This window comes from Sphaerotilus sp. (genome assembly GCF_013299175.1).
Classification (GTDB): Bacteria; Pseudomonadota; Gammaproteobacteria; order Burkholderiales; family Burkholderiaceae_C; genus Sphaerotilus.
The window spans coordinates 1-24,268 of record NZ_JAAFKF010000063.1 but is presented as its reverse complement, the minus strand read 5'-3'; the positions used below and the strand labels follow the sequence as shown (position 1 = coordinate 24,268).

The 24,268-nt window shown below is 70.6% G+C and carries 25 protein-coding genes; 6 read left to right on the top strand and 19 right to left on the bottom strand.

Annotated features, from left to right (window positions below; genetic code table 11):
• Together QZW52_RS12010 and QZW52_RS12005 are read right to left on the bottom strand one after the other, a co-directional pair.
• Nucleotides 1-599, bottom strand: a 599-nt coding sequence (locus QZW52_RS12010) for a cysteine peptidase family C39 domain-containing protein (RefSeq protein ID WP_293998993.1), incomplete at its 3' end; no start/stop codon positions are given.
• Nucleotides 600-745: 146 nt separating this feature from the next.
• Nucleotides 746-4,066 carry a C2 family cysteine protease gene (locus QZW52_RS12005; protein WP_293998991.1) on the bottom strand — a complete coding sequence of 1,107 codons (3,321 nt, stop codon included), beginning with the start codon at nucleotides 4,064-4,066 and terminating at the stop codon, nucleotides 746-748.
• Between QZW52_RS12005 and QZW52_RS12000 the strand changes: the two genes are divergently transcribed.
• From QZW52_RS12000 to QZW52_RS11985, 4 genes are read left to right on the top strand one after another with little or no spacing between them, the layout of a single operon-like run.
• Nucleotides 4,056-4,349, top strand: a complete 294-nt coding sequence (locus QZW52_RS12000) for a DUF2191 domain-containing protein (RefSeq protein WP_293998988.1) — start codon at nucleotides 4,056-4,058, stop codon at nucleotides 4,347-4,349. The genes QZW52_RS12005 and QZW52_RS12000 overlap by 11 nt on opposite strands.
• Nucleotides 4,312-4,785, top strand: a complete 474-nt coding sequence (locus QZW52_RS11995) for a TA system VapC family ribonuclease toxin (protein WP_293998987.1) — start codon at nucleotides 4,312-4,314, stop codon at nucleotides 4,783-4,785. Before QZW52_RS12000 ends, QZW52_RS11995 begins: the two co-directional genes overlap by 38 nt.
• Before the next feature lie 6 nt (nucleotides 4,786-4,791).
• Nucleotides 4,792-5,976 carry a DegT/DnrJ/EryC1/StrS family aminotransferase gene (locus tag QZW52_RS11990; protein WP_293998985.1) on the top strand — a complete coding sequence of 395 codons (1,185 nt, stop codon included), beginning with the start codon at nucleotides 4,792-4,794 and terminating at the stop codon, nucleotides 5,974-5,976.
• A 27-nt stretch (nucleotides 5,977-6,003) separates the two neighbouring features.
• Nucleotides 6,004-6,591, top strand: coding sequence for a sugar transferase (locus tag QZW52_RS11985; RefSeq protein ID WP_293998983.1), 588 nt, complete (start codon nucleotides 6,004-6,006; stop codon nucleotides 6,589-6,591).
• A gap of 29 nt (nucleotides 6,592-6,620) precedes the next feature.
• Here the strand turns inward: QZW52_RS11985 and QZW52_RS11980 are convergent, their stop codons facing one another.
• Genes QZW52_RS11980 through tsaB form a run of 3 tightly spaced genes read right to left on the bottom strand, consistent with a single transcriptional unit; the run spans nucleotide 6,621 to nucleotide 8,667 of the window.
• Nucleotides 6,621-7,415 carry a uracil-DNA glycosylase gene (locus QZW52_RS11980; RefSeq protein WP_434738323.1) on the bottom strand — a complete coding sequence of 265 codons (795 nt, stop codon included), beginning with the start codon at nucleotides 7,413-7,415 and terminating at the stop codon, nucleotides 6,621-6,623.
• Complete coding sequence (rimI, locus tag QZW52_RS11975; protein WP_293998981.1) at nucleotides 7,412-7,900, bottom strand: ribosomal protein S18-alanine N-acetyltransferase; 489 nt, start codon at nucleotides 7,898-7,900, stop codon at nucleotides 7,412-7,414. The genes QZW52_RS11980 and rimI overlap by 4 nt, the downstream gene beginning before the upstream one ends.
• Nucleotides 7,900-8,667, bottom strand: a complete 768-nt coding sequence (gene tsaB, locus QZW52_RS11970) for a tRNA (adenosine(37)-N6)-threonylcarbamoyltransferase complex dimerization subunit type 1 TsaB (protein ID WP_293998979.1) — start codon at nucleotides 8,665-8,667, stop codon at nucleotides 7,900-7,902. Before tsaB ends, rimI begins: the two co-directional genes overlap by 1 nt.
• 59 nt (nucleotides 8,668-8,726) lie before the next feature.
• Here tsaB and dacB point away from each other — a divergent pair, with 59 nt between their 5' ends.
• The gene (gene dacB, locus QZW52_RS11965; RefSeq protein ID WP_293998977.1) at nucleotides 8,727-10,157 is read left to right on the top strand and encodes a D-alanyl-D-alanine carboxypeptidase/D-alanyl-D-alanine endopeptidase; all 1,431 of its coding nucleotides are present in this window, start codon (nucleotides 8,727-8,729) and stop codon (nucleotides 10,155-10,157) included.
• Here the strand turns inward: dacB and QZW52_RS11960 are convergent.
• Genes QZW52_RS11960 through purE form a run of 4 tightly spaced genes read right to left on the bottom strand, consistent with a single transcriptional unit; the run spans nucleotide 10,129 to nucleotide 13,854 of the window.
• On the bottom strand, nucleotides 10,129-11,082 hold the full coding sequence (locus QZW52_RS11960) for an SGNH/GDSL hydrolase family protein (protein ID WP_293998974.1): 954 nt from the start codon (nucleotides 11,080-11,082) through the stop codon (nucleotides 10,129-10,131). The two genes, dacB and QZW52_RS11960, sit on opposite strands and share 29 nt — an antisense overlap.
• Nucleotides 11,083-11,131: 49 nt before the next feature.
• Nucleotides 11,132-12,163, bottom strand: a complete 1,032-nt coding sequence (locus QZW52_RS11955) for an L-threonylcarbamoyladenylate synthase (protein ID WP_293998971.1) — start codon at nucleotides 12,161-12,163, stop codon at nucleotides 11,132-11,134.
• 15 nt (nucleotides 12,164-12,178) lie between these two features.
• Nucleotides 12,179-13,366, bottom strand: coding sequence for a 5-(carboxyamino)imidazole ribonucleotide synthase (locus QZW52_RS11950; protein ID WP_293998998.1), 1,188 nt, complete (start codon nucleotides 13,364-13,366; stop codon nucleotides 12,179-12,181).
• A gap of 11 nt (nucleotides 13,367-13,377) precedes the next feature.
• On the bottom strand, nucleotides 13,378-13,854 hold the full coding sequence (gene purE / locus QZW52_RS11945) for a 5-(carboxyamino)imidazole ribonucleotide mutase (RefSeq protein ID WP_293998996.1): 477 nt from the start codon (nucleotides 13,852-13,854) through the stop codon (nucleotides 13,378-13,380).
• A 135-nt stretch (nucleotides 13,855-13,989) separates the two neighbouring features.
• Between purE and QZW52_RS11940 the strand changes: the two genes are divergently transcribed.
• Entirely contained in the window at nucleotides 13,990-14,934 is a 945-nt protein-coding gene (locus tag QZW52_RS11940) for a tetratricopeptide repeat protein (protein ID WP_293998968.1), read from the top strand.
• Nucleotides 14,935-14,957: 23 nt separating this feature from the next.
• Here the strand turns inward: QZW52_RS11940 and QZW52_RS11935 are convergent, their stop codons facing one another.
• The 10 genes from QZW52_RS11935 to QZW52_RS11890 form a co-directional block, all read right to left on the bottom strand.
• Nucleotides 14,958-15,533: a CAP domain-containing protein gene (locus tag QZW52_RS11935; RefSeq protein ID WP_293998965.1), complete on the bottom strand. Its 576-nt coding sequence runs from the start codon at nucleotides 15,531-15,533 to the stop codon at nucleotides 14,958-14,960.
• A gap of 10 nt (nucleotides 15,534-15,543) precedes the next feature.
• Nucleotides 15,544-16,368 carry an enoyl-CoA hydratase gene (locus tag QZW52_RS11930; protein WP_293998962.1) on the bottom strand — a complete coding sequence of 275 codons (825 nt, stop codon included), beginning with the start codon at nucleotides 16,366-16,368 and terminating at the stop codon, nucleotides 15,544-15,546.
• A gap of 63 nt (nucleotides 16,369-16,431) precedes the next feature.
• Nucleotides 16,432-16,893 (bottom strand): HEAT repeat domain-containing protein, encoded by a 462-nt coding sequence (locus QZW52_RS11925; protein WP_293998959.1) that lies wholly within the window; start codon nucleotides 16,891-16,893, stop codon nucleotides 16,432-16,434.
• 56 nt (nucleotides 16,894-16,949) lie between these two features.
• A complete protein-coding gene (locus QZW52_RS11920; RefSeq protein ID WP_293998956.1) occupies nucleotides 16,950-18,266 on the bottom strand; it encodes an LGFP repeat-containing protein in 1,317 nt (438 codons plus the stop codon).
• Between the two features lie 113 nt (nucleotides 18,267-18,379).
• The gene (locus tag QZW52_RS11915) at nucleotides 18,380-19,531 is read right to left on the bottom strand and encodes a DUF3108 domain-containing protein (RefSeq protein WP_293998955.1); all 1,152 of its coding nucleotides are present in this window, start codon (nucleotides 19,529-19,531) and stop codon (nucleotides 18,380-18,382) included.
• A gap of 2 nt (nucleotides 19,532-19,533) precedes the next feature.
• Complete coding sequence (locus QZW52_RS11910; protein ID WP_293998953.1) at nucleotides 19,534-21,258, bottom strand: M61 family metallopeptidase; 1,725 nt, start codon at nucleotides 21,256-21,258, stop codon at nucleotides 19,534-19,536.
• A 34-nt stretch (nucleotides 21,259-21,292) separates the two neighbouring features.
• Nucleotides 21,293-21,748: a DUF3429 domain-containing protein gene (locus QZW52_RS11905; RefSeq protein ID WP_293998952.1), complete on the bottom strand. Its 456-nt coding sequence runs from the start codon at nucleotides 21,746-21,748 to the stop codon at nucleotides 21,293-21,295.
• Between the two features lie 85 nt (nucleotides 21,749-21,833).
• On the bottom strand, nucleotides 21,834-22,397 hold the full coding sequence (locus tag QZW52_RS11900; protein WP_293998950.1) for a PNPOx family protein: 564 nt from the start codon (nucleotides 22,395-22,397) through the stop codon (nucleotides 21,834-21,836).
• Between the two features lie 68 nt (nucleotides 22,398-22,465).
• Nucleotides 22,466-23,101 (bottom strand): 7-carboxy-7-deazaguanine synthase, encoded by a 636-nt coding sequence (gene queE / locus QZW52_RS11895; protein WP_293998948.1) that lies wholly within the window; start codon nucleotides 23,099-23,101, stop codon nucleotides 22,466-22,468.
• The gene (locus QZW52_RS11890) at nucleotides 23,098-24,213 is read right to left on the bottom strand and encodes a 6-pyruvoyl trahydropterin synthase family protein (protein WP_293998947.1); all 1,116 of its coding nucleotides are present in this window, start codon (nucleotides 24,211-24,213) and stop codon (nucleotides 23,098-23,100) included. Before QZW52_RS11890 ends, queE begins: the two co-directional genes overlap by 4 nt.
• Nucleotides 24,214-24,268 lie beyond the last annotated feature (55 nt).

Genomic DNA, 24,268 nt, shown 5'->3' with positions numbered 1-24,268 from the left:
GCGATGACGTTGAGCGTCTTCATCGCGTGGTTGACCAGCACCTTGTCCATCACCACCTGGAAGAACAGCGGCGTGGCCAGCCCGATGAGCTGCAGCACGAAGGAAATCAGCAGGATCTCCGCCAGCAGCCGCCGGTACTTCACGATCGCGGGGATGAACCAGGTGAAGTCGAACTGGGCCATCTGGCCGCTGAAGCTGGCCTTGCTGGTGAAGAAGACCAGCTCGCCGGTCCAGGTCGCCAGCAACTCGGTCATCGACAGGATGGCGGGCGGCTCCCCGGCGCGCTGGATCAGCACGCGGGCGTCCGGGGCCGCGGCCGGGCCGGCGTCGAACTTGGCGACGATGAAAAAGCGGCCCGCCTTGTCACAGGCCACGGCGGGCAGCGGCGCCTTGGCCAGCCGCTTCGGGTCTTGCCGCAGCGCCTTGGCGGTCAGGCCGAGCGACTTGGCGGCGAGGAGGAGCGTCTGCAGGTCGAACGGCCGGTGACCGAAGGTGTGGCGCAACTGCGGCTCGTCGGCGGCGACGCCGTGCAGCGCGGCCATCGCGAGCAGGGACCACAGGCCGGAGTCCGGCGGGGTGGCAGCAGCGGTGGGATTCATGGGAGACAGGAGGAGGAACGAGGGAACGCGAGGTTGCACAGCACAAAACAAAGGCACCCAGCACCGGACGGCGATGGATGCCTTGCGCGTCGTCGCCGTTCTTGACGACGGTGACGGGCGCCAATCAGGCGATCATCAAGCGGTCATCAGGCAGCGGACACCAGGGTAAGCCGCGTATTGTCCAGCGAGTTGGCCCCGGCCAGCGACATGGTGGCCGCACCGACGGCCCCGGTGTTGGCGGCCATGGCTTGCAAGAGCTGGTCCACGGACGCATTCACCGCGTATTTCGTGTCGATTGCGCCGGTCGGCGCGCTTTCGTTGGTCACGAGCAGGCCATTGCCGACGGCCCACAGCTCCTCGAATTTCAGGTCGAAGACGCCATTCCAACTGCTGCCGCCGGCATTGCCCCACGGGTTGCGCAGGATCAGCTCGTCCTTGGCCACGTCGTAGCCGAGCACGGCGAACATGTGGCTCGGCACCAGATCGGTCTTGCCGTTGTCCACGTCCGCGAGGTTGATGCCGCTGCTGAGCATCACCTCCTGGCCGCTGTTGAGGGCGGAGATCACGGTGGCCTTGGTGGTGGTGGTCCAGGTGCTCAGCGTGATGCTGCTGGCGGAGTAGTAGGTGCTGCTGCGGCCGGCGATGGCGAGCATGCCCCAGTCCCAGCCGCCGTTGATGGAGTCGTAGTTGTTGGTCTCGTTGCGGGTCTGCACTTCCCACTCGACATACGCCTTCTCGATCAGCGACACCCACAGGCTGTCCGAGGCCGAGGTCGCACGGCCCCAGCCACCCGGCAGGACATTGCTGACCGTCACGTACAGCGGATCGTCGTTGGCACCGTAGAGGCGCACGCCCCAGGTGCCGTTGCCGTTGTCGATGAACATCGACTCCAGCAGCGCCGAGTAGTCGTCGGCAAGATCGACCATCGCCGCCATCAGGTAGCAGTCGCCGATGCCGCCCTGGGTGACATCCGAAGCCAGCGGGCCGGCGGCGGAGAACAGCGGGGCGCTGATGGTGGTGTAGCCGGTCGAGCCAGTCCAGGTCGGCAGGTCACCACCCAGGAACCACTTGCTGATCAGCTTGCCCATCTGGTCCGCCGAGCTGCCCACGGCGAGGTTGCCCAGCGCCACGCTGGTGGCCGATCCCCCCGTCCAGGTCGCGTTGGACTTGTTGCCGTTGACGACATCGCTGGTGACCCGGTACAGGTAGGAGTCCGTGCCCAGCGACTGGCCCACTGCGGTCGTCAGCGCCTTCAGGTCGTTCAGTTGCGCCTGGGTCAGCCCGCCGCTGCCGATGGTGGCATCGACGCCCTGCAGCACCTTGACCAGCGCACCGTAGCTGAACAGCGACTGGCCGGCGTTGATCACCGCCTCGACCTGCGTGCGCACGCTGGCGTCGGTGAGGGCGCCCAGCAGCGTGGTCACCGCCGAGCCGGCCTGCTGCACCGCGGCGGTCTGTGCCGGGGTCAGCGCGGCGATCTGCGCCGCGCTGAGCGCGGCGTAGACCTCGATCAGGTGCGTGTTGTTCAGGCCGGTCACGGCGCTGGTGCTCAGGGACTGGATGTGGCTGCCGAGGGCGCCGAGCTGGCCGGAGGTGAGGTAGTTGACCTGTGTGGCGCTGAGCGAGGCCAGTTGCGCCGACGTGAGCACGGCCACCTGGTCGGACTCCAGGCTGCTCAACTGCATGAACGACAGTTGCTTGAACGTGTTCACCGACAGGGCAGCGATGGCGGCGGGGGCCAGGGCGCTGAGGTTGGTGCCGAGGACCGCGACCTGGGCCGGCGTGAACGCCGAGGCGGCCGACGCCGACAGCGCCGCCAGTTGCGCGTAGTTCAGGCTGGCGAGCTGGGTGGTGGTGAGACCGGCGGCCTGCACGGCGGTGAGTCCGGCGAGCTGGGCGGGGGTCAGGTCATCGAGCTGGGCGGTGGTGAAACCGGCGATCCCGCTGGCGGAGAACCAGCCCAGTTGCGCGGTCGTCAGCGACGTGCGCTGCCAGTAGTCGAGGGCGGCGACCTGGGCGGCGGTCATGGCCCCGACGTGGATGGCATCCAGCCCGGCGATGGTCACGCTCTTCATCTGCGTGATGCCGGCCGGGGGAATGGCGGCAAAGGCGTCGGCCGACAGCGCGTTCAGCCAGGCCGGCTCGCGCCAGTAGAAGGTCTGCGTGATCGCCGCCACCTGGGACGGCAGCAGTGCGCTGATGGAGGCGGTGCTCAGGGCGTTCAGGCTGATCGCATTGAGGTGAACCGCCGTCAACATCCGGGTGTGGGCCACATCGAGGCCGGCGATGGTGGCGTTGGCGATCTGGCCGATGCTCTGGAGCGTGATCGCGGCGAACGCGGCAGGCGACAGCGCGTTGAACCAGGCCGGGGCCATCCAGTAGAAATTGCCACCGATCGCCGCCACCTGGGCCGGGGTCAGCGTCGCCACGGCCGCCAGGCTGAGCGACTGCGGATAGGCCATCGTCTTGAGCTGGTCCGTGGTCAGCGCAGCGACATGCGCCAGGTCGAGCCCGGCCACGCCGGCGGAGGAGAGATTGGCCAGGGTGGTGCCGGGCAGCGTCTTGAACGTCGCGACCGGAATCGCGTTCAGCCACGAAGCACTCAGCCAGTACCAGCGGTCGGCGCTGATGCTCGCCAGTTGCGTGCCCGACAGGACCGCCACCTGGGGGGCCGTCAGCGAACTCAGGCTCAGCGTGCCCAGTTGCGGGCCGGTCAGCGCCTGCAGGTGCGCCGTGTCCAGACCGGCGACGGTCGTGGCCGCCAACTGGCCGATGCCCTTGGCCGGGATCGCCGCCAGGGCCGCCGGCGACAGCGCATTCAGCCAGGCCGGACTCATCCAGTAGAAGCTGGTGCTGATCGCAGCGACCTGCGACGGTGCCAGCGCCGCCACCGCCGCGAGGCTGAGGCTCTCGGCGTAGAAGAGCGTCGCCATCTGCGCGGTGGTGAGCGCCTGCACATGCGCCACATCCAGCCCTGCACAGGCCGCACTGCTGAACTTGGCCACGCTGGCCGCCGGGATCGTCGCGAAGACGGACGCCGGCACCGCGTTCAGCCAGGCCGCCCCCATCGAACCCCACTTGGCCGTCGGAATGGCCGCCAGTTGCGCCGCACTCAGGGCCGCCACGGCGGTCTTGCCCAGCGACTGCGGCGATGCCAGAACCGCAAGCTGGCCGGCCGTGAACGCGGCGGCATGGGCGGCGTCCAGTCCGGCGGTGGCGGTGCTGGAGAACTTGACCACGCCTGCGGTGGCCGTGGCCGGGATCGCGGCGAAGGCGCTCGGCGACAAGGCGTTCAACCAGCTCGCGCCCATCCAGTTCCAGCCGACGGCGATGAAGGGGATCTGCGCGGCCGTGAAGCCGGCGATGGCGGCGGGCAACAGCCAGTCCGGGTGGACCATGGCCGTGACCTGCGCCGTCGTCAGCGACGCGATCTGAGCCGCAGTGGCGCTCTGCCGAATGAAGACCACCCTCGACATCGACAGCGACCTGCTGCGCCAGGCCAAGGCCGCCGCCGCGCTCGAAGGCACGTCGCTGACCCGGTTGATCGAAGAGGGGCTGAGCCTGCGCCTGCGGGTGCCCGCGGCGGGTGACCGGGCCATGCAGCCGGTGCGGCCAGTGCCGGTGTTCACGCGGGGCGGCGGCGGTCTGCGTCCGGGAATCGACCCGTGCAGCAACCGCAGCCTGCTCGACGCCGCCGATGCAGACACCGCCCTTGACGGCCACGATGACCCGCTCGACCGCCACGCCTGACGTGAACGTGCTCGTCGCGGCCTTCCGCGGCGACCACGCCCACCACGCCACCGCCCGCGACTGGCTGACCGCGCAACTGCACGCGGGGCAGTCCGGCGCCCGGCTGCTGCTGCTGCCGATGGTCTGCGCGTCCTTTGTCCGGCTGGTCACGCATCCGCGGATCTTCGACACGCCCGCCAGCGCCGACGAAGCCTTCGATTTTCTGGACGCGCTGCTGGCCCAGCCCGGCTGCGAAATGCCCCAGACCAGGGTGGCGTGGCCGATGTTCGCTGCGCTGTGCCGCGGCAAGGCGCTGTCGGCCAATGCCGTGCCCGGTGCCTGGATCGCCGCCGCCGCGCGCGCCCTCGGCACCCACCTGATCACCTTCGACCGCGACTTCGCCCAACTGCTGGAGCCGCACGAGTTCACGCGGCTCAAGCCCCGCGACCCCCACTGAACACGCATGACCGACTCCGCTGCCCCCACCGCCCTGCCCTTCCTCCCCTTCGCCCTGCCCGAGATCGGCGACGAGGAAATCGCCGAGGTCATCGACACCCTGAAATCCGGCTGGGTCACCACCGGCCCGAAGGCCCGCCGCTTCGAGCAGGACTTCGCCGCCTTCCTGGGGGGTGAACCGGGCATTGAAGCCATCGCCGTCAACTCCGCCACCGCCGGTCTGCACCTGGCGCTCGAAGCCCTCGGCATCGGCCCCGGCGACGAGGTGATCACGACCACGCACACCTTCACCGCCACCGCCGAGGTCGTGCGCTACCTCGGGGCGGACGTGCGGCTGGTGGACATCGACCCGGCGACGCTGAACATCGACCCCGCCGCGATCGAAGCCGCGGTCACGCCGCGCACCAAGGCGATCATCCCCGTGCATTACGCAGGACTCGCGGTGGACATGGACGCCGTGCTCGCCATCGCCCGCCGTCACAACCTGAAGGTGGTCGAGGACGCCGCCCACGCGCTGCCGACCACGCACGGCGGGCGGCTGGTGGGCACGCTCGGCAGCGACATCACCGTGTTCAGCTTCTACGCCAACAAGACCATCACCACGGGCGAAGGTGGCATGGCCGTGACGCGCGACCCGGCCCTGGCGGCGCGGATGAAGGTGATGCGCCTGCACGGCATCAACCGCGACGCCTTCGACCGCTTCACCGCCAAGGTGCCAAGCTGGTACTACGAGATCGTGGCGCCGGGCTTCAAGTACAACCTGACCGACATCGCCGCCGCGATGGGCCTGCACCAACTGAAGCGGCTGCAGGACTTCCAGGCCAAGCGCGCCCGGTTCGCCGCGCTGTACGACGAGTTGCTGGCCGACCTGCCGCTGGTCCTGCCGCCGAAGCCGGTCGGCGGAGATCTGCACTCGTGGCACCTCTACGTGCTGCGCCTGACCGACGACGCACCCGTCGGCCGCGACGCGCTGATCGAGGCGCTCTACGCGGCGGGCATCGGCTGCAGCGTCCACTACATCCCGCTGCACCAGCACCCCTACTGGCGCGAACGCTACGACCTGCAGGCCAGCGACTTCCCGCACAGCCAGCGGGCTTACGAGCGGATGCTGAGCGTGCCGCTCTACACGCGGATGACGGAGGACGATGTGCGGCGGGTGGCAGCGGCGCTGCGGCGGGCGCTGCAGGGCTGACACCGGATACCCGCGCGGCGGCACACCATGTCCAAACGCCTGCTCGACCTGCTGCTGTCCGGCCTCGGTCTGGCCGTGCTCGCGCTGCCGCTGTTGCTGGTGGCGCTGGCGATCAAGCTCGACTCGCGCGGCCCGGTGTTCTACCGGCAGGTGCGCGTGGGCCGCTTCGGGCGCGAGTTCCGCATCCACAAGTTCCGCACGATGGCGCACAACCCCGCCGACCACGGCCCGCAGCTCACCGTCGGCCTGGACACCCGCATCACCCGCGTCGGCGCCTTCCTGCGGCGCACCAAGCTGGACGAGCTGGCGCAGTTGTTCGATGTGCTCGCAGGGACGATGAGTCTGGTGGGGCCGCGGCCGGAGGTGCCACGCTACGTGGCGCTGTACCCGGCCGATCTGCGCGAAAAGGTGTTGTCCGTGCGGCCGGGCATCACGGATTTCGCGTCCATCGAATACCGCGACGAGGGCACGCTGCTGGCACAGAGCAGCGACCCGGAGCGGACGTACCGCGAGGTGATCCTGCCGACCAAGCTGGCCCTGCAGGCGCGGTACGTGGACGAGACCGGGGTGTGGACAGACATGAAGCTGATCGGGCGAACGCTGCGGGTGTTGTGAGCCGCCACGGCATCCTCACAGTGTCCCGGTCACACGTCCGTCATCACCTCGCGCGCCAGGCACAGATCCTCCCACGACCGCGCCTTGTCCATCGGATTGCGCAGCAGATACGCCGGGTGGTACGTCACCACCACCGGCACGCCCGGCAACCCCGGCACCTCATGCACCCGCCCGCGCAGCCGCCCGATCGGCTCGCCGGTCTTCAGCAGCGACTGCACCGCAAACCGCCCCATCGCCAGGATCAGCTTCGGCTGCACCAGCGCGATCTGGCGCAACAGGTACGGCTCGCACTGCGCGACCTCCTGCGGCTCCGGGTTGCGGTTCTGCGGCGGGCGGCACTTGAGCACGTTGGCGATGTAGACCTGCTCGTGCGCGGGCGCCTCGCCGCGGGTCAGGCCGACGGCGCGCAGCATGTTGTCGAGCAACTGCCCCGCCTTGCCGACGAACGGCTCGCCCTGCCGGTCCTCCTGCTCGCCCGGCGCTTCACCGATCAGCATCCACTGCGCCTGCGGATGGCCGGTACCGAACACCGTCTGCGTGCGCCGCTCGCACAGCGCACAGGCCCGGCACGATGACACCGCCGCGCGCAGTGCGTCCCAGTCCATCGCCGCCACGCCCGACGGCCGCAGCGCGATCCCCTGCGCAGAGACAGATGCAGGGTTCGCAACAGGGGCAGCCACCACCACTGGGGCCACCACCTTCTCGGCCGCCGCCTCGACCACTGGCACAGACGCAGCAACCGGCACCGGCACCGGCGACGCCCACACCCGAATCCCCATCTCCTGCAGCATCGCCCGCTGCCGCTCGCTGTAGGCCACGCTCATGCCGCTGCTCCCGCCTGCAGGAACAGCCGCAGCACCAGCGCATCTTCCCGCTGCCCGCGCCCATCCGGGTAATACCCGCGCCGCACCCCGACCTGCGCGAAGCCCAGGTGCGCGTACAGCCGCCGCGCCCGTGCATTGCTCGGACGAACCTCCAGCCACAAGCACTCCGCCCCCGTGCCACGGGCGTGGTCGATCAACCGGTGCAGCAACTGCGTGGCCAGCCCGCGCCCCTGGTGCGCGGGCGCAACGGTCACGTTCAGCAGGTGCCACTCCTCGAACCCGGCCATCGCCACCTGGTAGGCCAGCAACTCGCCATCGGGCGCCACCAGACAGTGCGTGAGGTGCCCCGCCGCGATCGAATCGACGAAATTGGCACGGCTCCACGGAAAGGGATACGCCCGCACCTCGATCGCCAGCACGGCGTCCAGCAACTGCACCGCCATCGGCAGCAGGGTCAAGGGCAGGGCCTGGGCGCCGTCCGCCATCACGCCGCTCCCACCACCGCCACGGTCGCAGCCGCCCGGACGGCTGCGCGCTCCGCCGTGGTCTGGGCCACCTTGTCGCGCACGTACAGCGGCAAGGCCAGCGCCGGATCGATCCACGCCCCCCGCCCCTGCGCCACCCGCGCCAGCACCGCCAGCGCCCCACCTTCTGGCACCGCCGCCGGCCACGTCGCCAGCCCCAGCCGCGCCGCCAGCGGCCCCAGCACCTCGGCCTGCACCGCCAGTGCATTGCCCGCCAGCGGGGCTGGTGCCTGCTCGATCGCCTCGGCCAGCGCGGCGGGGCTGTAGAGCGCCACCGACCTGTCTGCCGTCCAGCCACCGTCCGCGCCGCGGCACCAGCGCGCCGCGTAGACCTCGCCCATGCGCGCATCGAGCACGCTCCACACCGCATCGCCGATCGCGACCGGCTGGCCCTGCTGCCGCGCCGACTCCGCCAGGGCAGCGAGCGTGTCCAGCGCCAGCAGGGGCCGCTCCGCGCCGACCGCCAGCCCCTGCGCCACCGCACATGCCGTGCGCAATCCGGTGAATGCGCCGGGGCCATGGCCGAAGGCGATCGCGTCCAGCGCGCGCAGCGCAAGGCCCCCTTCGGCCAGCAGACCGCGGATCGCCGGCAGCAGCGCAGCCGACGACTGCGCCCCGCCGGGCAGCGCGCGCACCAGCACGTCCGCGCCAAGGACCAGGGCCAGGTGGACGGTGTCGGTGGCGGTGTCGAGGGCCAGCAGGCGGGGGGCGGATCGGGGAGCAGACATGGCCGCCAGTGTACCGGCCGACCCAACGCGGCTTCGCAGCGGCTTCGTATGATCCAGGCATGCCCAATGTGCCTGACATGCCCCGTTTCCTGTGCCGTCTGCTGACCTGTGCAGCGTTCTGCCTCCCCGCTGCAGCCCAGACGCCGCTGCCTGAATCCGTGCGTGCTGCGCTGGCGCGGGCACAGTTGCCCGAGGACAGCCTGTACGCCTGGGTCGCCCCGATCGAGGGTGGCCCGGCGACGCTGGCCCACCAGCCGAGCGCGCTGGCGCACCCGGCCTCGGTGATGAAGCTGGTCACGTCGATGGCGGCGCTGGAGCGGCTCGGCCCGCTGTTCCAGTGGCACACGCCCGTGTCCACCGATGGCCGCCACCTCTACGTGCAAGGACGGGGCGATCCGCGGTGGGTCAACGAGCGGCTGTGGGGGCTGCTGCGGCAGGTGATGGCCGTGACCGGGCCGGTGCTGGCCGGCGACCTCGTGCTCGACCGCAGCGCCTATGCCATCCCCGCCGTGGAGGCCGGCGCCTTCGACGGCGAGCCGCTGAAGCCGTACAACGTGCGGCCGGATGCGCTGATGGTGAACCAGAAAAGCGTGCTGCTGACCTTCCGGCCCGATCCAGCCCGCGGGGTGGCACGGGTGGGGTCGGACACGCCGCTGGCGGGGGTGCAGTGGCCGGCGACGGTGCCGCTGGGCGAAGGGGCGTGCGAGGACTGGCGCGCGGGGCTGCAGCTCGACGCCACGGACCCGACCCGGCCGCGGTTCGCCGGTACCCTGCCCGCCCGCTGCGGCGACAAGGTCTGGCCGCTGGCCTACGCCGATCCGGCGAGCTTCAACGCGCGGGCGATCGAGGCGCAGTGGCGCGCGCTGGGGGGGCGCCTGCAAGGCCGGGTGCGCGAAGGCCGCGTGCCGGGCGGGACGACGCTGGTGGTCGAAGGGCTGTCGCCGACGCTGCCCGATGTGCTGCGCGACATGAACAAGCACAGCAACAACGTCATCGCCCAGCACCTGATGCTGGCGCTGAGTCCCGGTCAGCCCGCCCAGCCAGCGAACTGGGAAGGCGCACGGGCCGAAGTGCAGGCGCTGGTGCAATCACAGGGCTGCCGCGACGACGAGCTGGTGATCGACAACGGTTCGGGCCTGTCGCGCCAGGAGCGCATCAGCCCGCGCTGCCTGGGCCGGCTGCTGCAGTGGGCGTGGACGCGGCCGTGGATGCCGGAGCTGCTGTCCTCGCTGCCGGTGGCGGGCATCGAGACGACGGCACGGCGCGTCCCCTCGGTCGCCGGGCGCGCGCACCTGAAGACCGGCTCGCTGGCGAACGTGGCGGCGCTGGCCGGCGTGGTCCACGGCGAGGACGGCCGCCGCCATGCCGTCGTGGTCATGCTCAACCACCCGCTGGCGACGGGGGCCGAGGCGCGGGCGGTGCTGGACGCCGTGGTCGGCGCCACGGCGGGCGCCGAGGCGGTCAGAACGGGTTGTTGCGGGCGCGATTGAACGCGGCAGCGCCCACCCGGCTCTGGAACAGCGCGCTCGGGTGCTGGGCATCGGCCCAGAGGTAGGTCGTGCCGGAGCCGGCGGCCCCGCTGACGAGCGTGGCGGTGGTGCAGGCCGGCAGGGCCGTGGTGCAGGCCGCATCGGTGATGTTCGTCAGCAGGTTGGCGGTCATCCTGGTGAGGTCCGACAGGCTGATGGTCAGCTCGTCCCCGGTGATCAGCGCGGCGTAGCGGCCATCGTTGAGCACTTCCGTGCGCAGCCCTTCGACGAACACCAGCGTCAGCTCCCGCAGCAGGGCGGCACGGTCGGCGTCCCCTGTGCGGGCGACTTCCGTCGCGGCGTAGGGGGAATAGCCCAGGTTCGGCGGCGTCGCGTACAGCACCCGCGCACCCGAGCCGAGGTTGGCGACACGGTTGACCAGCGCGCCCAGCGTCTTGCCGACCGCCGCGGCCTGCGTCTTGGCGGCGGCGCGGGTGAGCGTGCCGGCGTCGTAGGCGGCGTAGGCGGCCAGGATGTCGTTCTGGCCGGCCATCACCGTCACCAGCGTCTGCGGCGTGAACACGGTCGTTGCCTGGTAGGCGGCCACCGCGGCAGCCACATCCGCCACCTTGGCGCCCGCGGCGGCCTTCATCACCGCGGCCGTGGTCGCCACCGCCGCCTGGTTGCATTCGGCGAACACCATGCCGAAACCGCTGGCCACGACCTGCGGCCACACCGGGTAGTTGACGCAGTCGAGCACGGCGGTGTTGGGCTTGAAGGCGTTGACGCTGTACTTGCTGCCATCGGCATTGATCAGGCTCAGTTCATCGCCGAAGGCGACGAGCCGGGTCGGCACGTAGTCCTCGACCCGCGACGACGAACCGCCGCAGCCACCGAGCAGGGCGGCACACAGCGCCGGGGCGAGGAGAAACTTCAGAACATTCATGCAAACTCCAATTCGTCCGGTCGTCCGGTTCAGTTCGTCCACTGTGGACTCAGGCCGCCGCCGCCGCACGCTGCAGCCGGTCGCGCACGCCATCCCATTCGGGCGCGTGCGGAGGTTGTTCGACCCAGATCAGCGGGGCGCCGGTCGCGTCCAGCGTCCGCAGCACCGCGAACAGCTCATGCGCCACCGCCGCCGCGTCGTCCGGCATCCGCTGCAGCACCACACCGTGAACGGCTGCACGCCGTCGGCGGGAATATACCGCCAGCGTCGGCCCCGCGGAGGAAGCCGGGTGGCCGCGGCCGGTCGAACCCCAGACTGTCAGCGCCGCATCCAACTGCTCGGCGGTCATCAGCCGGACCTTGGCCTGCGGGGCGTAGTGTGCTTCCAGGGTGCCGGAGGCGCGTGGCGCAGTGGCGTCACGGGTGCGCAGCGGCTCGCCGGCGGCGGCTTCGATCTCGGCAACGGTCAGGCAGCCGGGGCGCAGCAGCACCGGGTGTCCGCGGCTGCAGTCCACGATCGCCGACTCGATGCCGACTGCGCAGTCCCCGCCGTCCAGCACCAGCAGGTCCGGCTCGGACTCGAATTCGCTGGCGACGTGCGCGGCCTGCGTCGGGCTGACACGGCCGAAGCGGTTGGCGCTCGGTGCCGCCACGCCGGGAACGCCCGCCTGTGCCGCAGCACGCAGCAGCGCCAAGGCGACGGGGTGGTCCGGGCAGCGCAGGCCGACCGTGTCCTGCCCACCCGCCGCTTCCCGGCCGATGCCGTCACGGCGCGGCACGATCACCGTCAGCGGCCCCGGCCAGAACGCCGCCATCAACCGCTGCGCGACCGGCGGCAGCTCGGCCGCAAACGCTGCAGCGCCAGCGGCGTCGGCCACATGCACGATCAGCGGGTGGTCGCTCGGGCGGCCCTTGGCGGCGAAGATCTTCGCGACGGCGTCCGCCGCATCGGCGCGGGCACCGAGACCGTAGACCGTCTCGGTCGGAAACGCCACCAGCTCGCCCGCCGCCAGCCGCGCCACCGCACCAGGGAGCGCGTCGGCGAGGTGCGCCGCAGTGGTCGCGTCGATCAGGTGTGCCATGCCGTCATCCCGTCCTCAGAACGCCGGCAAGCCAAGCAGCACCGCGGCCTGCAGCGCCACCTCACGCGCCGCTGCGGGCGTGGCCGCCGTCAGCGTCAGGTGGCCCATCTTGCGGCCAGGGCGGGCGGATTCCTTGCCGTAGAGGTGCAGGTGCGCGCCCGGCAGTGCCAGCACGGCCGCCCAGTCCGGCGTGCGTTCGGTGCCTTCTGCCGTGAACCACAGGTCGCCCAGCAGGTTCAGCATCACGGTCGGCGAGCACAGCCGCGGCTTGATGAGCGGCAGCCCGGCCATCGCCCGCACCTGCAAATCGAACTGCGACACGTCGCACGAGTCGATCGTGTGGTGGCCGGAGTTGTGCGGACGCGGCGCCATCTCGTTGGCGACGAGCGAACCGTCGTCGAGGATGAAGAACTCGATGCACAGCACGCCGACATAGCCCAGGTCCGCCGCCAGCCGCGCCGCACAGCCGATTGCCTCCGATTCCAGCGCAGGCGTGCCAGCCGGGGCGGGCACGGTGGTGACAGCAAGGATGCCGTCGCGGTGCAGGTTCTGCTGCAGCGGAAAGGCGACCACGCGCCCGTCCCCACCACGGGCGATCAGCACGCTGACCTCGAACGCCAGCGGCAGGCGTTTTTCCAGCACGCACACCGTGCCGCCGAGTTCCGCCCAGCCGGCGGCGAGTTCGGCGCGGTCGGCGACGCGGATCTGGCCCTTGCCGTCGTAGCCCATGCGGGCGGTTTTCAGGATGCCCGGCAGCAGGTCATCGCCCACCGCCGCCAAGGCCGCCTCGCTGTCGATCACCGCGTAGGGCGCCACCGGCACGCCGCAGTCGGTGAAATGCGCCTTCTCGGCCACGCGGTCCTGGCACACGGCCACCGCGTCGCCCGACGGCGCCACCGGCCGGCGCTCGGCCAACCAGCGCAGCGCCTCGGCGGGCACGTTCTCGAATTCGGTCGTGATCGCGTCCGCCGTGTCGGCCAGGCGCTGCAGGCCCGCCTCGTCGAGGTAGGCAGCGTTCACATGCACATGCGCCACCGTACCGGCCGGGCTGGTGTCGTCCGGCTCCAGCACCGCGGTGCGAAAACCGAGCTGCTGCGCGGCGTGGACGAACATGCGGCCGAGCTGGCCACCGCCCATCACGCCCAGCGTCACGGTGCGGGTCGGGTCGGCGGCGCTGCGGTCGCCGGGCAGGAGTCGGGGCATCGCCATGCGCGTCAGCCCTGGCCGTCCAGCGGGCCGAGCGTCATCGCGCGGGCCGCTTCGGTCTGGCGTGCGCGGAAGGCGTCGAGCGCCTCGGCCAGCCGGGCATCGTGGTTGGCCAGCAGCGCCACGGCGAACAGCGCCGCATTGGCCGCACCGGCCACGCCGATCGCGAACGTCGCCACCGGCACGCCCTTGGGCATCTGCACGATCGAGTGCAGCGAATCCACGCCCTGCAGGTGCTTGCTGGCCACCGGCACGCCGAGGACCGGCACCGGCGTCTTGGCCGCGAGCATGCCCGGCAGATGCGCCGCGCCACCCGCGCCGGCGATGATGGCCTGCAAACCCCGCCCGCGCGCCGACTCGGCGTAGCGGAACATGTCATCGGGCATGCGGTGGGCCGAGACGACCTGGGCTTCGAAGGGCACGCCGAAGTCGGCGAGAATCTGGGCGGCGTTCTTCATGGTGTCCCAGTCACTGCTGGACCCCATGACGATGCCGACCACGGGCGTTGCGCTGTTCAAGGCAGACTCCGGGCTGGACAAAGGCGAGATTTTAGGCGCCCCGGCCAGCCGACGGCCCCAACCACCCCTTGCGCGCCACGCCCCCACCCCCAGGTAGACCCGATGATCGATATCACCCTCCAGAATTTCGAAGCCGAACTGATCCAGGGCTCGATGCAGCAGCCCGTGCTGCTCGACATCTGGGCGCCGTGGTGCGGCCCCTGCAAGCAGCTCGGCCCGGTGCTCGAACAGCTCGAAACCGACTACGCAGGCCGCTTCGTGCTGGCCAAGCTCAACGCCGACGAAGTGCCCGAGATCTCCAGCCAGCTCAGCCAGATGTTCGGCGTGCGTTCGATCCCGTTCTGCGTGATGTTCAGCCAGGGCCAGCCGGTGGACGGGTTTGTCGGGGCCATCCCGGCCGCGCAGATCCGCGAGTTCCTCGACAAGCACGTCCCCAGCGAAGCCGAGATCGACGCCGCCGTCGAGACCGAGGCGGCCGAAGCCCTGGTCGAGGAAGGCGACACCGCGTCGGCGCTGACCAAGCTGCAGGACGCGCTGGCCACCGACCCGGCCAACGACGTGACCCGCTTCGACTTCGCCCGGCTGCTGCTGCAGAACGGCCACGTCACCGAGGCGCGCCAGATCTACGCTCCGATGGCCCCGAAGGCGATGCTGGACACCCGCATCGCGGCGCTGGGCGTGTGGCTCACCGCCTGCGAGCGTGTCGCCACCGCCCGCGACATGGCCACGCTCGACGCCGCCATCGCCACCAGCAAGCGCGATTTCGACGCCCGCTACGAGCGCGCCCAGGTGCTGATGGCCTGCGAAGCCTTCACCGAGGCGATGGACGAGCTGCTGGAGATCCTGATGCGCGACAAGGCGTGGAGCGACGGCCTGGCGCGCAAGACCTACGTCGCCATCCTGGAGCTGATGACCAAGCCGGCGCCCAAGACGGCGGCACCGGAGGCCAAGAAGGGCGCAGTCGAGATCGCGGGCAAGGCCGTGGTGGTGCCGGGGGATCCGGTGATCGACCTGTACCGCCGCAAGCTCAGCATGGCGGTGTTCTGAACCGCTTTCAACCCGTCCGTGGGTCAGTACGGTCGCTGGCCGATGTAGTTGCCGGCCGGCCGGTACTGGCACACCCACACCTGGTCCTTCGCCCCGCACACCCGCAGCGCGCAGCCCACCTCGCGCGTGTCTTTCCAGACGATCTGGGTGTAGTGGCCGCAGGTGCGACCCGGGCGGCAGAAGCCTGAATCGGCACGGTAGTCGGCCGATTCGTTCCCCCAGACATCGACCACGAAGGCCGGCAGCACCTCCTGCGTGGTGCGCTGCCCGTTGCTCCACTGCACGGCGCTGGCCCAGTAGAGGTTTTCACCGAAATCGGGCGTGTCGCTGTGCTCCATGCGGCACACCCCACCCGGCACGCCGGGGTCGAGCTGCACCGCCCAGCGGGCCGCCGACTGCGCCAGCGCCTCGGACCAGACCAGCGGCGCCACCCCGACCCGCGCACGCCAGCGGTTGTGCGCGGCCAGCGCCTCGCGGCGTTGTGCTGCGTCCAGCTCAGCGGCCGGAGCCAATCCCGCCCACCCGGCCAGACACACCGCCGTGACCATCCAGCGCAACAGCCACCCTGTCAGGCACCGAGGCAGAGGCAGGCGGGGCATCGGGGCGTCTTCAGCGGTGCGTGAAGGTCGGCGCGCGCTTTTCCAGGAAGGCGCCCATGCCTTCCTTCTGGTCGCTGCTGGAGAACAGCGCGTGGAACAGCCGGCGCTCGAACAGCAGCCCCTCCGTCAGCGGCGCCTCGTAGGCCCGGTTCACGCACTCCTTGGTCGCCATCAGCGCCAGCAGCGAGTAGCCGCACATGGCCTGCGCCGCCTTGTCCGCCTCGGCGTGCAGGTCTGCCAGCGGCACGACCCGCGACACCAGCCCAGCCCGCTCGGCCTCGACCGCGTCCATCATCCGGCCGGTCAGCGCCATGTCCATCGCCTTGCTTTTCCCCACCGCGCGCGGCAGGCGCTGCGTGCCACCGGCGCCGGGGATGATGCCAAGCTTGATCTCGGGCTGGCCGAACCTGGCGTTGTCGGCGGCGAGGATGAAGTCGCAGCCCATCGCCACCTCGCAGCCGCCGCCCAGCGCGAAGCCCGACACCGCGGCGATGATCGGCTTGCGCACCTGCCGGATCGTGTCCCAGTTGCGCGAGATCAGGCCCTTGCGGTAGGCGTTCGGGAAATCGAAGGGCTGCATCATGGCAATGTCCGCGCCCGCCGCGAAGGCTTTCTCGCTGCCGGTGACGACGATGCAGGCGATGCCGTCGTCCGCGTCGAAGGCCAGCAGCGCGGCGCCGAGTTCGTCCATCAGCGTGTCGTTGAGCGCGTTCAGGGCCTTGGGGCGGTTCAGCGTGATCCAGCCGTAGCGCAGCGCCTGCTCGGTGGCGCCGGGGCGGGTTTCGACGAGGAGGGTGGCGTAGGTGGGGAGTGGCGTGTTTTCGGGGGAAGTCATGGAGTCGTCCTGTGGGAATACCGCCTCGCACTATAGGACGACCCCGCTTGTTTCAGGCGCGGGTCACGGCGCCACCATGAGCTGTTTCTGCGTCACCGCGGCGGCGCTGCGCAGGTGTTCGGCCGGATCGTGCTGGACCATGGCGTTGACCTGCTGGCCGAAATCGGCCCGCCGCAGCATCCCGGCGGTCCCGAGCGCGCGCTTGCGCACCCCCGCATCGACATCCCCCAGCCCCTTGAGCACCAGATCGCTCGGCGCTGCCGACCCCATGTTCTGCAGGCCATGGGCCACGGCAATCCGCACCTGCGGATCGTGGTGTTCGGCGGCGGTGCGCAGCAGCTCGGTGGCCCCGGCACCGCCGATCAACGTCGCCGCGTAGGCCGCTTTCGACGCCTTGAGCGGATCGTCGGCACCGGCGATGAGTTTCAGGTGCGGCAGGGCGTCGGCACCAAACCGCGCCAGCGTCGGGTAATCGGGTTCCTCGCGGTCAATCTCGGCGAGTACCTGTTGCATCGTGACAGCCATGTCTATCTCCAGAGTCCAGAGAGCGCGAAACGTGTGTGAACCGTGTGAACCATCCCTCAGACCGTCGAGGCACTGGCCAGCATCGTCGCGCTTTCTGCCGCGATCAGGTCGGGGGGCGGGTTGGTGATGTTGTCGGTGCCATTGCCCGTCATCAGGCGGTTGTTGTCGTTGACGTGGGACAGGCCCAGCACATGGCCCACTTCGTGCGCCAGCGTCCAGGCGCTCGCGCCACTGGCCACCGCCGCGCCCGGCTGCCCTGCCGGGTGTGCGGCGCAGCCGTTGAACGGGGGCTGCGTGCTGCGGACGAAATAGACCACCACGTCCGTGCCGGTGACGTTGTTGCGGTTGGCGAACAGGGCGATCTGCTCGGCCGTGGCGCTGCCGGCCGTGCAGCCGCCGACATCCAGGTCGTTGAGCGCGGGCAGGTTGAGCGTCTCGAAGGACACGTACTTGACGCCAATCTGCGCCGTCGCGTAGGTCACGCGCATGTTGGCGATCATCTGGTTGATGCTGAAGCGGGTCGGTGCGGTCAGGCACTTGATGTGCAGCCGCACGGTCTCGCGGCACGCCAGGGCGCCGGTGGCCGGACTCCAGAAGATCGAGCCGTGCTGGAACTCGCTGTAGCGGCCGCTGCCGTCCTCGGTGCTGAGTTCGTCGCTGGTGGGATAGCCGAGAAAGCTGCGCTCCCAGCCCAGCCGCGCCCACTCGTTGCGGATGGCGCCATGCACCTCGTGTGCCCCGCTGGACGGGCTCCAGTAGACCGAGCCGCCCTGGAAGTGGTTGTAGCGCCCGACCCCATCGGGGGCGGTGGTTTCGTCGGTCAGCGGATAGCCCAGGAAGCTGCGTTCCCACCCCAGGCTCGACCATTTGCCGCGGATGGCGCCGTGGACTTCGTGCGCGCCCGTGGCCGTGGTCCAGTAGACCGATCCGGCCTGGAAATGGTTGTAGCGCCCGATGCCGTCGGGCGTGGCACTCTCGTCGGTGATCGGGTAGCCCAGGACACTGCGCTCCCAGCCCAGCGCGGCCCACTTGCCGCGGATGGCGCCATGGACCTCGTGGGCATCGGTGGCCGGGGTCCAGTAGACCGATCCGCCCTGGAAATGGTTGTAGCGCCCGCCGCCGCCCGGCGTGGCGGTCTCGTCGGTCAGCGGGTAGCCCAGGAAGCTGCGCTCCCAGCCCAGCGCGGCCCAGCGGTCACGGATGCGGCCATGCACCTCGTGGGCACCGCTGCTCGGCGACCAGTAGATCGAGCCGCTGCGGTAGTGCCGGTAACGCCCGACGCCATCCGGGGCCACCGTCTCCGGTGTCATGGCCGGACCCAGCCACCCGCCGGCACCCCCGAGCGCCGCGTATTTCACATCGATGTCTGACATGAGGTTGCTCCACTGGACAAGGGCTCAGGGTAGATGCCCGGCTGGAGCGTGTCATCCCTCAGAGTATGGACATATTTCCGCGACAAATTCACGCAGCTCCACCGGCGCAGGCGTCAAGGCCCCGACTGCTTCGGCGGCTCGGACAGGCGCAGATCCACCCAGGTCTCGGCGTCCTGCTCGATGCGGATGCGCACGGGCAGCATCTGCAGCGTGGGCGCATACCAGACCTGTGTGCTGAGGATGCTGCCACCAGAGCGGGTGGCCTCACCCGGTGTCTCGGCCACGCTGTCGCGGGCTGGCACGGGGCGGACGTGGAAGGTCTCCAGTTCGCCCAGCGGCGTCGCGGTCGGCAAGGTGTCGCCGACCTCGTAAGCCCAGCGCCGGACCCGGTGCGGCAAGGCCAGATCGAACTCCACCCGCCCGCCCTTCTCGCGCAGCGCCGGCCGCACCGAGAACAGGTAGACCATCTGGATGAACTGGCTGGCGGTGTCCTGCACATCGGCACGGGTGCTGGCGAGCCGCCCGTCCTGCAGCCGCACGCTGCGCTCGTCGGGAAACACCATCTGCACCAGCCGGCTGGCGCCGAGGATCTGGCGCGTGGCCTGCTCGTAGCGCAGCGGGCGCAGGCCGTCGGGGGTGATGCGGCCCTCGCTGCTCATGCGGCGGGCGACCAGCGGGGCCAGCCGCGGGCCGATGCTGACGTCGAGGTGGACCTGGTAGCGGTCGCCGTCGCGCAGCCACTCGACCTGCGCGTTGCCGTGGACCTCGCCCTGGTACCAGCCGGTGAGCGCGTAGGTGAGCCGGGTCGAGGCGGGCCAGGTGAAGGCAGGTCCGGAGGCGGCACCCGCTGCAGCACTGGCAGGCGCCACAGCCCCCACCGCGGACGCGGCCACCACGGGTGCAGCGGCCACGGTGCCAGGGGCCGCGTTCGGGTCCGGGGGTGGTTCGGCTGCCGCGGGGGGCGGGTCGGACACCACGATCTCGACCGGCGACGCCGCCTCGCTGGCAGGCGCGGCGGCGGGCGAGGCCGCAGCGGGACGCGGCCGTGTGGCAGGTGCCGCCACCGGTGCGGCGGCCGGGCCGACGGGCGGCGCCGACTGCGCCACGGTGCGGGTGTAGCTGGCCTCGATGCGCCGGATCGACGGCGCCGGCGGCTCGCCCTGCGCCAGCGCGCGGCCGAGTCCGTCCAGCGCCAGCCCGTGCAGCAGCAGGACCAGCACCGCCAGCCCCCACCACGCCCCACCCTGGCGCCATGCGGCGCGCATCCTCAGGCCCCGGTGGCGCCCAGCCAGGCCGCCCGCAGCCGCCGCGGCCGGGCGGCGGGCTTGGCCTGCCAGCTCAGGGTGACGGCGCCCTCGGCCGTCGAAGCCGGCAGCGTCAACCGCAGCAGGCGCCGGTCGCGGCTGACCAGCAGCGGCTGCGGCTGCTCGAACGCGCCGTAGAGCGCCAGATCCTCCGGCTTGACCACGCGCCAGTCGCCCAGCGCCAGGAGTTCATCCCCCGCCGACAGCCCTGCCAGATCCGCCGCGCCACCGTGCTGGACGGACTGCACCTTCAGCCCCTGCGGCGACTCGCTCACCCGCGCACCCAGCCGCTGCGCGAAGAGCGGCCGGTCGCGCTGCCAGTCGGTGCCGTGGGTGGCGAGCAGGGTCTGCGTCGGCAGATCGTCCGTGCCGTGGACCCAGGCCGCGAGTTCCACGGCAAACGAGCGCCCGCCCACCGCCGCCAGCACCGCGGCGATGTCGTCCTCGCCGATCGGGCCGCCGCCGCTGCGCCGCCAGAGTCCGCGCATCACGTCGTCGAGCGTGCCCTTGCCCTCCTGGCGCAGCGTCAAGTCCAGCGCCTGCGCGACCAGCGATCCCTTGGTGTAGTAGCTGACGGTGGCGTTGGCGCTGTTCTCGTCGGGGCGGTAGTACTTGACCCAGGTGTCGAAGCTGGACTGCGCCACGCTCTGCACCTGCCGACCCGGTGTACCCAGCACCTGGTTGACCGTCTTGTTGACGAGCCGCAGGTAGCGCGTCTGGTCGATCAGCCCGGCGCGGACCAGGAAGAGGTCATCGTAGTAGCTGGTGAAGCCCTCGAAGAACCACAGCAACTCGGTGTAGTTCTCGCCACGCAGGTCATAAGGGGCGAAGTCGCGGGGCTTGAGGCGCTTGACGTTCCAGGTGTGGAAATACTCGTGGCTGATCAGGCCCAGCAGCGTCACGTAGCCGTCGTTCAGCCCCGCCTCGCCACGCCGGGGCAGGTCGCGGCGGTTGCAGATCAGCGCGGTGCTGTTGCGGTGTTCCAGCCCGCCGTAGCCGTCATCGACGGTGTTGAGCAGGAAGACATAGCGGTCGAACGGCGCGGGCGCATCCCCGTGCCAAAAGCGGATCTGGGCCTCGCAGATCCTGCGCGTGTCGGCCAGCAGCCGCTCGCCGTCGAAGCTCGGCAGCGCACCGGCAACGACAAATTCGTGCGCGACACCGCAGGCCGTGAACGTGCCGCGCCAGAAGGTGCCCAGCTCGAAGGGGTGGTCGATCAGCGCGTCGTGGTCGGGCGCGGCGTATTCGCGGGGGGCGACTTCGGGCAGGCCGGTGGCGATGTCCCAGCCGTCGGGCAGCGGGCCGAAGGTGACGCGGTGCTCGTCCGCTTCCCGCCCTTCAGCGCAGAGGAACAGGCCGGTGCCATTGAAAAAGCCCCGCTGCGTGTCCAGCCAGGCGCAGCGCACGGAGTTGTCGAAGGCGTAGACGCGCCAACTCACTGTCAACGCGCTGCGGCCGGTGCAGGTGGCTTCCCAGGTGTGCTTGTCACACTGCGTCAGCGCCACCAGGCGGCGACCCTGGCGCGCGTCGAGGGCCGAGAGGTGGCGGGCGAATTCGCGCACGAGGTAGCTGCCGGGAATCCAGACGGGCAGTGACAGCCTTTGCCGCGGCGCCGGGTTCGGCAGGGTGAGCGTGACGCGGTAGTGGTGGCGGTGGAGGTCGTCGATCTCGACGTGGTAACGGATCATGCGGGGGGTTCCGTGGAGGGCGGGGTGGGCGTGGTCAGGCACTGGCCGCAGCGGCCATGAAACAGCTCATCGACGCCACCAGCGTCAGCCTGAAGCGCAGCGTCAGCCACTTCGACAACCCGTACGCCGGGTAGACCCGCCGGTCCACCAGATAGCACACGATCAGCAGCAGCGCCTGGATCACCAGCCCCGCGTGCGGCGGCATCACCACCGACACCCATGCGAACAGCGATGGCAGCACGGCCCAGACCAGCCGGCGCGGCGTGGCGTCGCGCGCCACCATCAGGATGCCCCAGTGGATGCCGCCCAGGAACGACACGATCAGCCCGGCATACACCGACAGCGACAGCACCACGTACGGCAGCACATCGACCCGCACCAGCAGCGCCAGCAAGGCCCCCAGCACGAACGGCACCAGGCCCGCGTGGCCCAGCCGCACCGCCAGCCGATCGGGCACGGACAAAGGAGCGGCGGCAGTCGAAAGAGGCATTGCGGACACGGTGGTTCGTTTCGTCAGTGGAGGCGCCGGTGATTGTCACCGCTGCACCCGCCACGCGCACAGCCTGAACTGAACTTCACGGTACCAACCAGCGGACCTGTGGTGCGGCGCCACGGTAATCGAACATGGCGCGGCGGTGTCCAGCCGGGTCGAGCGCGAGCCAGTCCATGTCCAGCACCTGTGCCCGCAGCACGGCGAAAGCGCCGCGTGGCGCGCCAGCCGGTGCGGCAGCCGCGTCCCCGCTGGTCGGCAGCACACTGCCTGGCGCCTGTGGCGAGAGGTAGTCCTGCGCGGCGCGGGTGTGGCGCAGCAGCGCCCAGCGCGAGGTCACGTCCAGCCCCTCGGTCTCGCCGCCGATCTCCACGCTCAGCCGCAACTGCCAGCCCAGCGCTGGCGACCAGCACACGATCTGCGCCCGCGGATCGGCGTCGAGCTGCGCCACCTTGGGTGAGCGGGTGTCGGTGTAGAGCAGCAGCGTGCGGCGGGCGGTATCCACCTCGCGCAGCACCACGGTGCGCGCCTGTGCGCCACGGCGGGCACAGGTGGTGGCGAGCACGGGCTGGCGCCAGGGGTGGTTGCGGGCGATCGCCGCCCGGACCAGTTCTGTCCAGAGAAACGCATCGTCAGGCGCAGGTGCCACGAAATTCCACTCCTCGGTGCTGATGTCGCTTGGGTCCGGGTCCGGCTCCTGCGTCTGCGGCCTGTCGGTCAATCGATCCCCACCACCTTGTGCATCTGCACGCTCAGCCGCCACTGCGGATGCGCCATGCAGTAGGCCGTGGTCGCCCGGATGTTCTCGGCCTGCTGCGGGCCGTCCATCGGCTGCAGGAAGAAGTGCGCGAAGTCCAGCGCGGCGAACCGCTCCGGCCGCGCCAGCAACTGCGGGTAGACCAGCTTCAACTCGTCGCCGCGGGTGAGCTGCAGCGCCGCGCCGGCCTTCGGACTGACGCAGATCCAGTCCAGCCCCGCGGGCGCCGGCTGCGTGCCGTTGGTTTCCACCGCAATCTCGAAGCCGCGGGCGTGCAGCGCGTCGATCAGCGGCGCGTCCAGTTGCAGCAGCGGCTCGCCACCCGTGCAGACCACATACGGCCGCCCGCCCGCCCCGGCTGGCCACAGCGCCGCGACCGCCTCCGCCAACGCCTCGGGCGCCGTGAACTTGCCTCCACCCTGGCCATCCGTGCCGACAAAATCGGTATCGCAGAAGCTGCAGACGGCGGCGGCGCGGTCTTCCTCGCGGCCATTCCACAGGTTGCAGCCCGCGAAGCGGCAGAACACCGCCGCACGGCCCGCCTGCGCGCCCTCGCCTTGCAGGGTGTAGAACAGTTCCTTGACGGTGTAGGTCATACCGGCACCAGCTCCTGCGTGGCCGTCGCGGCGATCACGATCGCGCCGCAGCCCCGCGTTTCATACAGATCCACCCGGTCCAGCGCCGGTAGCACCGCCCTGCCCTTGTCCAGCACCCAGCGCGCCAGCGACAGCGCGTCCCCGTCCGGCAGGTCGGCGATCTCGTGGAGCGGGCGGTGGTCGATGGCCTTGAAGATCGGATCGAACTGCGTCTTCACGTCGCCGAAGTCCACGGTCCAGCCCATGACCTCGTCCAGCGGCGCGCTCAGGTGCAACCGCAGCGTGTAGGTGTGGCCGTGGATGGCGCCGAGCAGATGGCCCGCGGGCGCGTGCCGCAGGCGGATGGCGCTGTCGAGCGTCATTTCCTTCCAGATGCGGTAGTGCGCGCCGTCGAAGTTGGCGCCGCAGGAGCCGGTTTCGTACACCGTCACCCAGGACAGCTCGGGCAGCAAGGGCTTGAGCCGCTGCCACAGCCAGGCGGAAATCACCTCGCTGGTGGGGTTCTCCAGCCCGGTGATGGCGTTGAGGCACTGGTAGTTCAGCGCGATCTGGAACGGCGCCCAGACCGCGTCGATGCGGTCGTAGTCGATGCCGAGATCGCCGGTGCCGATGTCCTGGTCGGCGTGGAGGATGACCTCGAAGCCATGGCCGTGCATGCGCCCGCACTTGTGGCCGAGCGGCACGTTGGGCAGGCGGTGCGCGGCCTGGAAGCGGTAGCGGCGCCAGAGGTGGGCGTGGCCGGCGCGGTCGAGATCGACACCGGTGTGCGCCGTGCTCTGGACACCGATCTGCACGATGCCAGGCACGTCGAACGTGGTCTCCAGCCGGGTGCGGATCCAGCGGGCGATGTTTTCATCGGTCGGCTGAGCGAGTCCGTCGATGGCGTTGAGCTGGGCGTAGTCGAGCGGCGCGACACAGGCGTCCATGCGGCGCTGCAGCTCGACCACCTCGCCGCCGGGGAATGGCGCCCAGCCGGCCGGCAGCTCGGCGCGCACGGTGGCGAAGAAGCTGTGGCCGTGCAGGCGGCGCGAGCGGTGGCCGTCGGGCAGGAGATCGACGTGCAGGGCGGCTTCGAAGCCGGCAGAGGCGGAATGGAGCTGGCGTGGGCGCATGGCGGCATTTTCGCCGAGGCCCGCGCCAGTCCGTCGGCGCATGGGGAATCGCGGG

Bases quoted from the DNA above. Each gene is read 5' to 3' on its own strand.
- QZW52_RS12000 (WP_293998988.1), top strand. From the start codon at position 4,056: ATGAAGACCACCCTCGACATCGACAGCGACCTGCTGCGCCAGGCCAAG.
- QZW52_RS11990 (WP_293998985.1), top strand. From the start codon at position 4,792: ATGACCGACTCCGCTGCCCCCACCGCCCTGCCCTTCCTCCCCTTCGCC.
- QZW52_RS11985 (WP_293998983.1), top strand. From the start codon at position 6,004: ATGTCCAAACGCCTGCTCGACCTGCTGCTGTCCGGCCTCGGTCTGGCC.
- QZW52_RS11980 (WP_434738323.1), bottom strand. From the start codon at position 7,415: ATGAGCGTGGCCTACAGCGAGCGGCAGCGGGCGATGCTGCAGGAGATG.
- rimI (WP_293998981.1), bottom strand. From the start codon at position 7,900: ATGGCGGACGGCGCCCAGGCCCTGCCCTTGACCCTGCTGCCGATGGCG.
- tsaB (WP_293998979.1), bottom strand. From the start codon at position 8,667: ATGTCTGCTCCCCGATCCGCCCCCCGCCTGCTGGCCCTCGACACCGCC.
- dacB (WP_293998977.1), top strand. From the start codon at position 8,727: ATGCCCAATGTGCCTGACATGCCCCGTTTCCTGTGCCGTCTGCTGACC.
- QZW52_RS11960 (WP_293998974.1), bottom strand. From the start codon at position 11,082: ATGAATGTTCTGAAGTTTCTCCTCGCCCCGGCGCTGTGTGCCGCCCTG.
- QZW52_RS11955 (WP_293998971.1), bottom strand. From the start codon at position 12,163: ATGGCACACCTGATCGACGCGACCACTGCGGCGCACCTCGCCGACGCG.
- QZW52_RS11950 (WP_293998998.1), bottom strand. From the start codon at position 13,366: ATGCCCCGACTCCTGCCCGGCGACCGCAGCGCCGCCGACCCGACCCGC.
- purE (WP_293998996.1), bottom strand. From the start codon at position 13,854: ATGGGGTCCAGCAGTGACTGGGACACCATGAAGAACGCCGCCCAGATT.
- QZW52_RS11940 (WP_293998968.1), top strand. From the start codon at position 13,990: ATGATCGATATCACCCTCCAGAATTTCGAAGCCGAACTGATCCAGGGC.
- QZW52_RS11935 (WP_293998965.1), bottom strand. From the start codon at position 15,533: ATGCCCCGCCTGCCTCTGCCTCGGTGCCTGACAGGGTGGCTGTTGCGC.
- QZW52_RS11930 (WP_293998962.1), bottom strand. From the start codon at position 16,368: ATGACTTCCCCCGAAAACACGCCACTCCCCACCTACGCCACCCTCCTC.
- QZW52_RS11925 (WP_293998959.1), bottom strand. From the start codon at position 16,893: ATGGCTGTCACGATGCAACAGGTACTCGCCGAGATTGACCGCGAGGAA.
- QZW52_RS11920 (WP_293998956.1), bottom strand. From the start codon at position 18,266: ATGTCAGACATCGATGTGAAATACGCGGCGCTCGGGGGTGCCGGCGGG.
- QZW52_RS11915 (WP_293998955.1), bottom strand. From the start codon at position 19,531: ATGCGCGCCGCATGGCGCCAGGGTGGGGCGTGGTGGGGGCTGGCGGTG.
- QZW52_RS11910 (WP_293998953.1), bottom strand. From the start codon at position 21,258: ATGATCCGTTACCACGTCGAGATCGACGACCTCCACCGCCACCACTAC.
- QZW52_RS11905 (WP_293998952.1), bottom strand. From the start codon at position 21,748: ATGCCTCTTTCGACTGCCGCCGCTCCTTTGTCCGTGCCCGATCGGCTG.
- queE (WP_293998948.1), bottom strand. From the start codon at position 23,101: ATGACCTACACCGTCAAGGAACTGTTCTACACCCTGCAAGGCGAGGGC.
- QZW52_RS11890 (WP_293998947.1), bottom strand. From the start codon at position 24,213: ATGCGCCCACGCCAGCTCCATTCCGCCTCTGCCGGCTTCGAAGCCGCC.